We start from the raw sequence: 12,255 nt of genomic DNA, 5'->3' as shown, positions 1-12,255 counted from the left end.
GCACCACTAAAAATAAATTTAACTATGAAAAAATTACTTTTATCTCTAATCGCTGCCATTATGCTTGTTCCGGCAAGTGTGAAAGCCGATGAAGGAATGTGGTTTTTAATGTTCATCGAGCGTTTGAGTCACAGAGATATGCAAAAAATGGGATTACAGTTAACCGCTGAAGAAATCTACAGCATCAACCACCACAGTTTGAAAGATGCTATCGTGCAATTCAACGGAGGTTGTACGGCTGAGATGATTTCAAAAGACGGATTAGTATTAACCAATCACCACTGTGGTTACGATGCTATCGCAGAATTGTCTACCGCTGAAAAGAATCACCTTAAAAATGGTTTCTGGGCAAATTCAAGAATGGAAGAATTAAAGCCATCAAGTTTATTCGTTCGTTTCTTCGTTCGTATGGATGACTGTTCTAAAAGAATTTTGTCAGTAGTAAACGATAAAATGACTGAAGCTGAGCGTGAAAAAGCGATCAATGCTGAAATTGCTAAAATTGAAAAAGAAAACAACGAAGGCGGAAAATATACCGTTTCTGTTCGTTCGTTCTTCCAAGGAAACGAGTATTACTACTTTGTTTACCAGGATTATAAAGATGTGCGTTTAGTAGGAACACCACCGGAAAGCTTAGGTAAATTCGGTGGCGATACAGACAACTGGGAGTGGCCTCGTCACACTGCGGATTTCTCTATGTTCCGTGTTTACGGAGATGCTAACGGAAATCCTGCGGAATATTCAACAAGCAACGTGCCTTTAAAACCTAAACACTATTTACCGGTAAACATCGGAGGAGTTAAAGAAAACGACTATGCTATGATTTTAGGATATCCAGGTAGAACCAACCGTTGGATGCCAGCTGGCGGAATCGAGCAAAACGTGAAATTTGCATACCCGGCTTGGGTAGAAGGTTCTAAAACCGGAATGGATGCCATGAAAAAATACATGGATCAGAGCGATGCTTTGAACTTGATCTATGCATCTAAATATGCAGGTGTAGCAAACTACTGGAAAAACCGTCAGGGAATGATCGACGCGTTAACGAAATTCGGTACAGCTAAAACCAAAGCAGCTCAGGAAGCTAAATTCAACAAATGGGCGAATAAAGCTGAAAATAAAGCAAAATACGGAAATGTTGTTGCTACAATCAACAACTTCTATAAACTGACTAACGAAAAGTCACGTCACGACAACTATTTGATGCAATTGTTCAGAACAAGTGCTTTTGGAACGGTTTCAAGAGGTTTAGGGAAACAATTGGAAAACTACGCTAAAGCCGATGGAGCGAAACGTGCTCAAATGGCTCCTGCTATTTTAGAAATGGCAGACGAAATGTTTAAAGAAGCTCATATTCCTGCTGAAAAGGACATCTTAGCAGCACAATTGAAATTGTATGCTACAAAATCAACAGGTTATGCAATCGCTCCGGTAGTAGCAGAAATGGCAAAAGCGAACAATAATGACTTCACTAAATACGTAAATGCAGCGTTCGATTTAAGTGTTTTAACGTCAAAAGACCGTATCAAAGCGTTCTTGGAAGTGCCAAACGAAGCGTTAATCACCAACGACCCGTTAGTGAAATTATCTAACGATTTATTGAACCACTACAATTCAAAATCAGACGAGATTGCTAAAGCACAAAACGATTACGGTGCAGCATTCCGTAAATTGGTAGAAGGATTACGTGAGTCTAAAATCGGAACCATCAAATATCCGGATGCTAACTCAACTTTGCGTTTGACTTACGGTAAAGTTCGTTCATTGCCTGCAGACAAACGTAACGATGCAACCATCAACAACTACACTACGTTAGCAGGTCAGGTGAAAAAATACAAAAAAGGAGATCAGGAATTTGATTTGCCGGCTAAAGTATTGGAAATGAATAAAAACAAAGATTTCGGTCGTTATGCAGATAAAGACGGATCGTTACACGTAAACTTCTTGACGGACAATGATATTACAGGTGGTAACTCAGGTTCACCGGTATTAAACGGAAAAGGAGAATTAATCGGTTTGGCTTTCGACGGAAACATCGAGGCTATGGCGGGTGACGTAATCTTTGATAAAAATTTACAAAGAACTATCAACTGTGACATCCGTTACGTATTGTGGGTAATTGAGAACTTCTCAGGAGCGAAACATATCGTAGACGAAATGACAATTGTGAAATAATTTTTCACACTACAAAATACAAAATCCGGATGCAGCAATGTATCCGGATTTTTTTTTATTTCTGTTTTTTGGAGCGAATGTTAGGTGCGTTTTTGGATACCCTTTTCCCGTGTTCCGTTGTATCCCGATTAAAATCGGAATGCCACTCCACCCGGGGCTAGGCAGGAAAGGTCTTTTGTGTTTGAAATCTATAGCATTTATTCGGATGGTGGCTGATAATCAAACGGAAGCATATCGCCCATTTTGCGCCAGCCCATATAACCAAAATTTCCTAAAACTTCCGGATTGGCGTAATTTCCGTTACTGTAGATCTCAACAGGTTTGTCTTCAATTAATTGTAAATGAGAATACTGATGTTTGGGATGTCGCGTGTGAGTTACTTTTCCATATTCAGGATCTTCCCCATCTTTTGAATAGCTAATGGAAACATAATCCGGGAAATAAATGTATTTTTTGTTGTCTTTTTCAAAAACCAGATCATCTTCTTTGCTGAAGAATTTGTCATAATCATCCAGATATCGGGGAATATGAAAACTTTTTCCCAACTTGTAAGCATTGCGTTTGAACGCTTCCATTTTCTCAGGAGTCGAAGGATACTCGGGGTTTGAAATGCGCCTGAATTTTTTCATGGAAAAGCCTTCGCTGTCACAGGATTTGTTGTGCAGGGAACGAATAAAATGCATCGTAGAACCTTTGTAGCATTTCAGTCTTGTTTCAGCTACTTTTTCAGGGTTTAGTTTATGCTCACCAACGATATCTTTAAAATAGGGGTAACCGGAATAGGTGGTAATTCTTTCATTAAAATGTCCTTGTAGAACTTTGCTTTCAAAATAAACCAACTCGTAACTTATTTTGTAGCCCGTTTTTTCATTCAGAAGTACTAAAGGTACATCTGCAGTGGCAGTCAGGATTGTTTTTTCAGCATTCATGTCAAATTGAAGCACTTTCGGATTGAGGATTTCTGTCTTTTGGGCAATAGTACTCAGTCCTATAAAATCACGCTTAAAAATATCCAGATATTCCTGCTGTTGTTTTGGGGATGTTTTTTTGATGACCACTTCTTTAAGACGGCTTATTATCGGGGAAAGGTAAATTACGTTCGATTTATCAGGATCAGACAGTGAACTAGCCGGAACAAGTACGCTTTCATATCCTACATAACTGATAATAACCTCCGGTTGGTTTTCAATCAAAGTGAAATTAAAATAACCATTCTCGTCTGTTGCGCCGCCATTGGTAGTGTTGGGTGCAAAAATCGAGGCCCCTAATAAAGGTTCTTTCGTGTTTTTGTCTTTGACCGTTCCGGATATTTTTATCTGCGCGATACTATTTATAGTAGCTAAAAACAGTAGTGCCACATAAAGATTTCTCATGGGATTTATTTGTAAGCAATATATTATAATTTAAAATGGTTTGAAAGTATAGTTTTTGAAATTATTGTCAATTCCCTATTTTTGACCCATGAAGCAATTCTTTCTGCTATTATTTTTTCCGATGCTGCTCTGGTCGCAATCCGACTTTGAGCAAGGAGAACACTTTTTTAATCAGAAGAAATACGCTCAGGCCTTGCCTTTTTTTTCAAATCATCTGAAACAAAATCCTACCGATAGTAAAGCGATGGAGTATTTAGGCGATATCGCCGGATATCAAAAAAAATGGGACGAAGCAATCGGTTATTATGAAAGACTGTTGCTGAAATTCCCCAAAGTAGCCAATTACCATTATAAATTCGGAGGTGCCTTGGGAATGAAAGCGAAATCCGTTAGTAAGTTTAAAGCCTTTGGAATGATTGACGATATAAAAAAAGCCTTTGAAACGGCTGCCAATCTTGACAAAAAGCACCTTGATACCCGTTGGGCGCTAGTGATATTTTACATCGAACTCCCTGGAATTGTTGGCGGAAGCGAATCTAAAGCGCAAAAATATGCCGACGAACTCCTGAAACTCTCCAAAGTGGACGGTTACTTGGCAAAAGGTTATATAGAAGTATATTTCAAACGATATGCAAAGGCAGAAAGCTATTTGAGAAGAGCGTATGAAATTGGTCATTCCAAAACCACGTTTGAAAAACTTTATGACTTATATTTGAACAAACTAAAAGAGGTTGAAAAAGCCAAAAAACTAAAGGCTGATTTCGACAAATAACAACACACGAACTTGCAAATGCGTACACATTTTATTGCCATTGGCGGCGCTGCCATGCACAATTTAGCATTGGCTTTACACAACAAAGGATATCAGGTAACCGGAAGCGACGATGCCATTTTCGAACCCTCAAAATCGCGATTGGAAAAGAAAGGGTTATTACCTATGGAAATGGGCTGGTTTTCCGAAAAAATCACTTCGGATATTGAAGCCATCATTTTAGGCATGCACGCCAAAGCCGATAATCCAGAGTTGTTGAAAGCCAAAGAATTAGGGCTTAAAATTTATTCCTATCCTGAATTTCTATACGAACAGTCCAAAAATAAAACCCGTGTGGTTATTGGTGGTTCACATGGAAAAACTACGATTACGTCCATGATTTTACACGTAATGCATTATCATGGGATCAATGTGGATTATATGGTAGGTGCTCAATTGGAAGGTTTTGATACCATGGTGCACTTAACCGAAGAAAATGATTTCATCGTTTTGGAAGGCGACGAATATTTGTCATCTCCAATCGACAGGCGTCCGAAATTCCATTTGTACCAACCGAATATCGCTTTGATTTCCGGTATTGCCTGGGATCATATCAACGTGTTTCCAACGTATGAAAATTATGTTGAGCAATTCGAGATTTTCATTCAGAAGATTACCAACGGCGGGATTTTGGTGTACAATGAAAATGATCCGGAGGTAAAACGGGTAGCAGAAGCCGCAACCAATCCCATCCGAAAAATAGCATACCATACTCCGGAATATATAGTGGATAACGGCGTAACCTTATTAGAAACCCCGGAAGGGCCGATGCCGATTGAAGTATTCGGTGCACATAACCTGAACAATTTAGCCGGAGCCAAGTGGATTTGCCAGAATATGGGCGTAGACGAAGCCGATTTCTATGAAGCAATTGCCAGTTTCAAAGGTGCATCGAAGCGTCTAGAGAAGATAGCAGAAAGCAAAACCAAAGTGGCCTATAAAGATTTTGCGCATTCGCCAAGTAAAGTGGCAGCCACAACCAAAGCAGTAAAAGAACAATATCCGAGCCGAACTTTGGTGGCGTGTCTGGAATTGCATACCTATAGCAGTTTGAATGCCGAATTTTTAAAAGAATATGAAGGCGCTTTGAATAACGCAGACGTGGCTGTGGTTTTTTATTCTCCAGATGCAGTAAAAATCAAACAATTGGAAGAAGTAACCTACGAACAGATTGCCCAGGCTTTCAGACGCAACGATTTGATTATCTATACCAATCCGGATGAATTTAAAAAGTTCTTATTCAACCGCGATTTAGAGAATTCCGCGTTATTGTTAATGAGTTCCGGAAATTACGGTGGCTTGAATTTCGATGACGTAAAGAATTTAATCAATTAGAATATTTGTAATGCCCGACAATTGGATAAGCAAACAAGCAATCTTCCAAAACCTGTCCGGCACCTACATTATGCACAATCATCGGGCGTTTTCCGTCCGGTGATTTTTTGTTGGTAACGATACCAATGTGTGTCAGTTTTTCACCAATCATCCAAGTGACCAACTCTCCAGTCTTATACGCTTTCGGATTTTCAGAAACAACCAATTTCTTTCCTTTTCTGCTGAAGAAAACTTCCAGATTCGGCACTCTTCGGTGATCGATATTCGTATCCGGTTTCTTTAATCCCCATCGTTTTTGGTTGGGATATAATGTGAAATTGGCTTTCATGTCTTCATGAACCTCTTTCTGTAAATCAATGCCGAGTTTTCGGTAAGCCCGAATTACCACATCTGTGCAAACACCTTTGTTTTTAGGAACATCACCATTTGGATAAGGAATTTTGACATAGGCAGGATCATAGGAGACTTTGTCTTTTGTTAGGGATAAGGCCGCATCGGATAGCTTTTCGTGAAAATTCTTTTCGGAAGCAGTAAAACTATTTAAAAGTAAGAAAAAAGCTAAATATTGTAAAAGTTTCATACCTTCGTTTTTTTAGTTATAACGTCAAAATATAATTATTAAGTATACGCCATGGAAACCACAAATTTCTCCATAAAATATTGGGCTGAAGACGATAAGCCTCGTGAAAAGCTTATGTTGAAAGGTAAATCGGTATTGAGTGATGCCGAACTGATAGCCATTCTGATCGGTTCCGGTAGCCGTAATGAAAGTGCTGTGCAACTTTCAAAGCGCATTTTAGCATCGGTAGACAACAATCTGAACGTACTCGGAAAACTTTCTGTAAAACAACTGACACATTTTAAAGGAATCGGAGAAGCAAAAGCTATTTCAATAGTTGCCGCTACAGAATTAGGACGCAGACGGAAATCCGAAGAAAGTGTAGAACGCTTCAAAATTACTTCAAGCAAAGCCGTTTTTGAAATCATGCAACCCATTGTCGGCGAATTGTCACACGAAGAATTTTGGGTACTCTACCTGAATAATTCCAACAAAATCATTTATAAAGCGCAAATCAGCAAAGGAGGAATTACAGGAACAGTAGTGGATACACGGATTATTTACAAAACCGCATTGGAACACGGCGCGACATCAATTGTTCTGGCCCATAATCATCCGTCAGGCACTTTAATTGCCAGCGAAGCCGATAAACAAATCACCCGAAAGCTGAAGGAAGCTGGAAAACACCTTGATATTCCGGTGCTTGACCATGTGATTGTCACGGAAAAGAATTATTTCAGTTTTGCCGATGAAGGAATTTTGTAGATTAGATTTTCTTTAAGATTTTCTTCTTCTTCAATTGCCTAAATTGCGCTATCTTGTCACGATTAATTTTTCGGAATGATTCAAACTAAAAATATACAATTTTCATACGGTCCGACGACCACGTTTCAGTTTCCCGACATTCTTTGTCAGGAAGGCGAAACCTGTTTAATTACGGGTGGAAGTGGAAAAGGGAAGACAACTTTGTTGCATATTCTCGGTGGTTTATTACGTGCGGAATCGGGAGATGTAATTATCAATAACACGAACATCGAATTGTTTTCCGAACGAAAATTAGATCATTTCAGAGGAAAAAACATTGGTTTGGTGTTGCAGGAAAATCATTTCATTGAAGCCTTTACCGTTTTGGAAAATGTGGAATTAGCCTCTTGGCTGGCGACCGGAAAACAGGCTCGCAAAAAAGCGGAATCATTATTGGAACATCTTGATTTAAAAGATCATTTGCACAAATTGCCTTCACAATTGAGTGTCGGGCAACAGCAGCGGGTTTCCATTGCAAGAGCGTTAATCAATGAACCAAAAGTAGTTTTAGCCGATGAGCCAACCTCGAGTTTGGACGACGAAAATGCCTTCAAAGTGGCTAATTTACTTGAAAAATTGTCACAGGAATACAAAACCGCACTCGTAATCGTAACCCACGATTCCCGCTTAAAAGAACGATTCTCTAACCAAATTTCGTTGTCATGATTGCAAAATTAGCGTGGCGAAATACTTGGTTCAAACCGTTAAGCACAATTTTGAGCGTCATTTTACTGATGTCGAGTGTTGCGATTATTACGGTTTTGATTTTGTTGCAGAAACAATTCGAAGAACAATTTTCCAGCAATGCGGATGACATCGATTTGGTTTTAGGCGCACAAGGGAGTCCTTTGCAGTTGGTTTTGTCTTCTGTTTATCAAATGGATGCACCTACCGGTAATATTGATTATGCAGAAGCAAAAACATGGATGCAAAACCCATTCGTAAAATCGGCCATTCCTTTGGCATACGGAGACAATTATTTAGGGTTTAAAATATTAGGAACCACACCGGATTATTTGGCAAAATTCGGAGGTAGCGTGGAAAAAGGAAAAATGTTTGCCGAGACCTTTGAAGTGGTAATCGGTAGTGAAATTGCCCAAAAGCTTCAATTGAAAGTAGGAAGTACTTTTTACGGTTCCCATGGGGATGCTAAAGAAGGTGAGAAGCACGAAGAAGCTGCGTATAAAGTGGTGGGAATCGCTTCAAAAACAGGAAAAGTAGTTGATAATCTAATTCTTTCCAATATTCAGAGTGTCTGGGCGATGCATGAAACCCACGATCACGAAGAAGATGCACATCCGCATGGAGAGGCAGCACACATACATATAGAAGGCGACGAACACCATGAAGAAGCATTAATGTCTGAAGAAGGCAAGGAAATAACCGCAGTGCTTATAAAATTCAGAAACAAAATGGGGATTGTTTTGTGGCCCAGAATGATTGCCCAAAACACGAAAATGCAGGCGGCTTCTCCGGCCATTGAAATCAATCGGTTGTTTACCCTTTTTGGTATTGGTTTGGAAGCCTTGCAATATTTGGCTTATGGTATCATGCTGATTTCCGGCATCAGTATTTTTATTGCGTTGTTCAATACCTTGAAAGAGCGCAAATACGAATTTGCCTTATTGCGAATTCAAGGGGCTTCCCGTTTGCAACTGTTGCAGGCGATTGTGATTGAAAGTCTGGTTTTATGTGTCATCGGGTTTGTTTTTGGAACAATTCTTGGTAGAGTAGCGTTGGTGTTTATCTCCAGATCGTCCGATGAAGAATTTAAAATCGCCTTCAACCCGTTGGCGTTTGTGTGGGAGAAGGAAGGAGTTTTATTTTTAGTAACTATATTTGTGGGCCTTTTGGCAGCGGTTATTCCTGCTGTAAAAGCTTATCGATTAAATATTTCAAAAACGTTGTCCAATGCGTAAAGTATATAGTTTAGCAGTTTTAGCTGCAGTTCTTCTTGTTCTGGAAGGGTTTTATAATCCTAAGACAAAAATAGTAGCGCTAACTCAAAACAAAATTGAAAAAGCAACTTTTTTTCCTGCCTGGAATGATGCTTTGTTGTTGCAAAGCCAACCCGACACACTAACATGGAAGTTGTTGGGCGATATTAAGTTTGTTAAGAAGAAAGATAAAACCTATGGGGAAGTAATGTTTCCGGTTGTTAATACCAAACTTCGTCTGACCAACAAGCGAAAAGTAGCGATGAGTGGCTTTATTGTGCCTATTGATAATAAAAATTATGCGTTGAGTAAAAACGTATTTGCTTCTTGTTTCTTCTGTGGGAAATCAGGTCCGGAAACGATAACCGGAATTAAATTCAGAGGGGAAACACCTAAGTTGAGAACCGATCAATATGTAACGATAGTCGGAACTTTTCGTTCCAATGAAACCAATGTAGACGATTGGATTTACCATATCGAAGATGCCGTAATTGTGAAAGGAGCCAAATAAATGCGATTTACCCATAAAACCGATATTTTTTTTGATTTGGATCATACGCTTTGGGATTTTGAAAAAAATTCAGCATTGACCTTTGAAAAAGTTTTTAAAGAAAATGGAATTCATCTGGATCTTTCGTTGTTCCTTAAAAACTACATTCCGATAAATCTGAAATATTGGGAACTGTATCGGGAAGATAAAATTGGGCATTTGGAGTTGCGTTATAAACGGTTGAAAGAATCATTTGATGCTGTTGCCTATCCGATTGACGATGCGACTATTGCTTTGATTTCCGAAGAATACATAAAGAACCTGCCTGCTTTCAATCATCTTTTTGATGGGGCACTGGAAATTTTGGACTATCTGAAATCCAAATACAAGCTGCATATTATTACCAACGGTTTTCAGGACGTGCAAAACGGAAAACTTAGGAATTCCAATATCGAACATTATTTCACAACAATAACCAATTCGGAAATGGCTGGTGTAAAAAAGCCTAATCCAAAAATATTTGAATTTGCGCTAAATTTGGCTCAGGTGGAGAAAAATTCTAGTGTCATGATTGGAGATTGTATCGAAGCCGATGTTAAAGGAGCTTTGAATGTAGGTCTAGACGCAGTTTTTTTTAATGAGGCCAGGCTGGAAGTCGATAAAAATATAACTCAAATTTACCATTTATCAGAATTAAAAAACATCTTATAATATGAAAAACTTTTTTTTACTGTTCGTTTTTGTTTTCACAATTACAACTTATTCACAAAGCGTCAGTGAATATAAATATATTGTAATGCCTCAAAAATTCGGATTTCTTAAGAAACCTAACCAATACAATCTTAACAGTTTAACGAAGTCGGTTTTAGAACAGCAAGGGTATTCTGTATATTATGAGGATGGTGTTTTGCCTCAGGATTTAGCAGAAAACAGGTGTAAGGCTTTGTATGCCGATATGTTGGAAAATAATACGTTGTTCTCTACGAAAATCAAGCTGGAGCTCAAAGATTGTAAAAATCAAGTGGTTTTTATCTCCGAAGAAGGGACAAGTCGTGAAAAAGAGTTTGAAAAAGCCTACATCCAGGCATTCAGAGGTGTTGGAAAATCGCTGCAAACTATTAAAAGTAAGCCAAAACAGGAGTTTAAAGAAGTTGTAGCAACACCTGCGAAAGCACCTGCAGAGCAGATGCAAGAAGTTCCTGTGAAAGCAGCAGTTGAAGCAAATAATGCTACTGTTGTACAACAACTTTTTGCCCAACCCATTGCTAATGGTTTTCAGTTGGTAGACAGTTCGCCAAAAGTAGTGATGAAACTTTTCAAAACATCAGCCAGTAATTTTTATATTGGTCAGAAAGATACCGCTCAAGGTGTAGTGTTCAATAAAAACAACCAATGGATTTTTGAATATTACCAAAATGACAAATTGGTTTCCGAAAAACTGGAGATTAAGTTTTAGTAATTAGTGAATTTTTCTTTAATATCCGTATTTATCTTCCCAACGGTTTTTTAAAAACTGACGCAGTTCTCTTTCCCGTGCATTATTGCCCGGATCAAAAAAAGTCGTATTGCTGATTTCGTCCGGAAGAAACTCCTGTGCAGCAAAATTATTCGCGTAATCGTGAGAGTATTTGTATTCGTCACCATAACCCAATTCTTTCATGAGTTTGGTTGGCGCGTTGCGCAAATGCAACGGAACGGGTAAGTCTCCGGTTTGTTTTACGATTTGTTGCGCTTTGCCAATGGCCATATAACTTGCATTGCTTTTAGCAGAAGTCGCCAGATAAATGGCGCACTGACTTAAAATGATACGGCTTTCCGGATAACCGATAGTGGTTACCGCCTGAAACGTATTGTTGGCCATAATCAAAGCAGTAGGGTTGGCATTCCCGATGTCTTCTGACGCTAAAATAAGCATGCGTCTCGCAATGAATTTTACATCTTCACCACCTTCAATCATTCTGGCTAGCCAATACACAGCGCCGTTAGGATCACTTCCTCGTATGGATTTGATAAATGCCGATACAATATCGTAATGCTGTTCGCCGGTTTTGTCATACAACACCGTGTTTTTTTGCACCAATTGCATGACTTTATCATTCGTGATTTCAATCGAATCCGAATCGGAGGCATTGATGATTAATTCGAAAATGTTCAGTAATTTTCGCCCGTCACCACCGGAAAGTCTAAGCAAAGCTTCGGTTTCTTTTAACTGAATGTCTTTGGTTTTTAGAATGGTGTCGGTTTCGATGGCACGATGTAACAAAGCTTCCAAATCGTCTTTGGTAAACGCATTCAGTATGTACACCTGACATCTTGACAATAAAGCCGGGATCACTTCAAAACTCGGATTTTCGGTAGTAGCACCAATTAAAGTTACCCAACCTTTTTCTACTGCAGCCAATAGCGAATCCTGTTGCGATTTGCTGAAACGGTGAATCTCGTCAATAAACAAAATTGGGTTTTTGGCCGTAAACAAGCCGCTGCTTTGTTTGGCTTTATCAATCACATCACGAATGTCTTTTACCCCCGAATTAATAGCGCTTAACGTGTAAAACGGTCGCTTGCTTTCCTGTGCCATAATTTGAGCCAAAGTGGTTTTTCCCGTTCCCGGCGGCCCCCATAAAATAAGCGATGGGATAATGCCTCGGGAAATCTGATGGGTTAATGAGCCCTCAGGGCCAACCAGATGCAATTGACTAATGTATTCCGATAAATGCTGTGGGCGAATGCGCTCGGCCAATGGTGCTTCCATAGCGGTAAAATTACTGATT

At 39.2% G+C, this 12,255-nt stretch carries 12 protein-coding genes; 9 read left to right on the top strand and 3 right to left on the bottom strand.

Annotated elements, in window-relative coordinates; genetic code table 11:
• Positions 1-24: 24 nt before the first annotated feature.
• Positions 25-2,175 (top strand): S46 family peptidase, encoded by a 2,151-nt coding sequence (locus ABGT15_RS08770; RefSeq protein WP_367231032.1) that lies wholly within the window; start codon positions 25-27, stop codon positions 2,173-2,175.
• A gap of 197 nt (positions 2,176-2,372) precedes the next feature.
• On the opposite strand, the gene ABGT15_RS08765 is transcribed toward ABGT15_RS08770, so the two are convergent.
• Positions 2,373-3,548, bottom strand: coding sequence for a carboxypeptidase-like regulatory domain-containing protein (locus tag ABGT15_RS08765; protein WP_367231031.1), 1,176 nt, complete (start codon positions 3,546-3,548; stop codon positions 2,373-2,375).
• An 88-nt stretch (positions 3,549-3,636) separates the two neighbouring features.
• Between ABGT15_RS08765 and ABGT15_RS08760 the strand changes: the two genes are divergently transcribed.
• Positions 3,637-4,320, top strand: a complete 684-nt coding sequence (locus ABGT15_RS08760) for a tetratricopeptide repeat protein (protein ID WP_367231030.1) — start codon at positions 3,637-3,639, stop codon at positions 4,318-4,320.
• Positions 4,321-4,338: 18 nt separating this feature from the next.
• Positions 4,339-5,694: a UDP-N-acetylmuramate--L-alanine ligase gene (locus ABGT15_RS08755; protein ID WP_367231029.1), complete on the top strand. Its 1,356-nt coding sequence runs from the start codon at positions 4,339-4,341 to the stop codon at positions 5,692-5,694.
• Here ABGT15_RS08755 and ABGT15_RS08750 read toward each other — a convergent pair.
• The gene (locus ABGT15_RS08750; protein ID WP_367231028.1) at positions 5,687-6,274 is read right to left on the bottom strand and encodes a DUF1287 domain-containing protein; all 588 of its coding nucleotides are present in this window, start codon (positions 6,272-6,274) and stop codon (positions 5,687-5,689) included. The two genes, ABGT15_RS08755 and ABGT15_RS08750, sit on opposite strands and share 8 nt — an antisense overlap.
• A 51-nt stretch (positions 6,275-6,325) precedes the next feature.
• On the opposite strand from ABGT15_RS08750, the gene radC reads away from it, so the two are divergent.
• The 6 genes from radC (at position 6,326) to ABGT15_RS08720 (ending at position 10,940) form a co-directional block, all read left to right on the top strand.
• On the top strand, positions 6,326-7,018 hold the full coding sequence (gene radC / locus ABGT15_RS08745; protein ID WP_367231027.1) for a RadC family protein: 693 nt from the start codon (positions 6,326-6,328) through the stop codon (positions 7,016-7,018).
• Positions 7,019-7,093: 75 nt separating this feature from the next.
• Positions 7,094-7,723 (top strand): ABC transporter ATP-binding protein, encoded by a 630-nt coding sequence (locus ABGT15_RS08740; RefSeq protein ID WP_367231026.1) that lies wholly within the window; start codon positions 7,094-7,096, stop codon positions 7,721-7,723.
• Positions 7,720-8,976, top strand: coding sequence for an ABC transporter permease (locus ABGT15_RS08735; protein ID WP_367231025.1), 1,257 nt, complete (start codon positions 7,720-7,722; stop codon positions 8,974-8,976). The genes ABGT15_RS08740 and ABGT15_RS08735 overlap by 4 nt, the downstream gene beginning before the upstream one ends.
• Positions 8,969-9,505, top strand: coding sequence for a hypothetical protein (locus ABGT15_RS08730; RefSeq protein ID WP_367231024.1), 537 nt, complete (start codon positions 8,969-8,971; stop codon positions 9,503-9,505). Before ABGT15_RS08735 ends, ABGT15_RS08730 begins: the two co-directional genes overlap by 8 nt.
• Positions 9,506-10,195 carry a YjjG family noncanonical pyrimidine nucleotidase gene (locus ABGT15_RS08725; RefSeq protein WP_367231023.1) on the top strand — a complete coding sequence of 230 codons (690 nt, stop codon included), beginning with the start codon at positions 9,506-9,508 and terminating at the stop codon, positions 10,193-10,195.
• Position 10,196: 1 nt separating this feature from the next.
• Entirely contained in the window at positions 10,197-10,940 is a 744-nt protein-coding gene (locus ABGT15_RS08720; RefSeq protein ID WP_367231022.1) for a hypothetical protein, read from the top strand.
• A gap of 18 nt (positions 10,941-10,958) precedes the next feature.
• On the opposite strand, the gene ABGT15_RS08715 is transcribed toward ABGT15_RS08720, so the two are convergent.
• A complete protein-coding gene (locus tag ABGT15_RS08715; RefSeq protein ID WP_367231112.1) occupies positions 10,959-12,236 on the bottom strand; it encodes a replication-associated recombination protein A in 1,278 nt (425 codons plus the stop codon).
• Between the last annotated feature and the right edge of the window lie 19 nt (positions 12,237-12,255).

This window comes from Flavobacterium enshiense (genome assembly GCF_040750275.1).
GTDB lineage: Bacteria > Bacteroidota > Bacteroidia > Flavobacteriales > Flavobacteriaceae > Flavobacterium > Flavobacterium enshiense_B.
The sequence above is the reverse complement of the archived record's forward strand: the minus strand, read 5'-3'. Positions and strand labels throughout refer to the sequence as shown.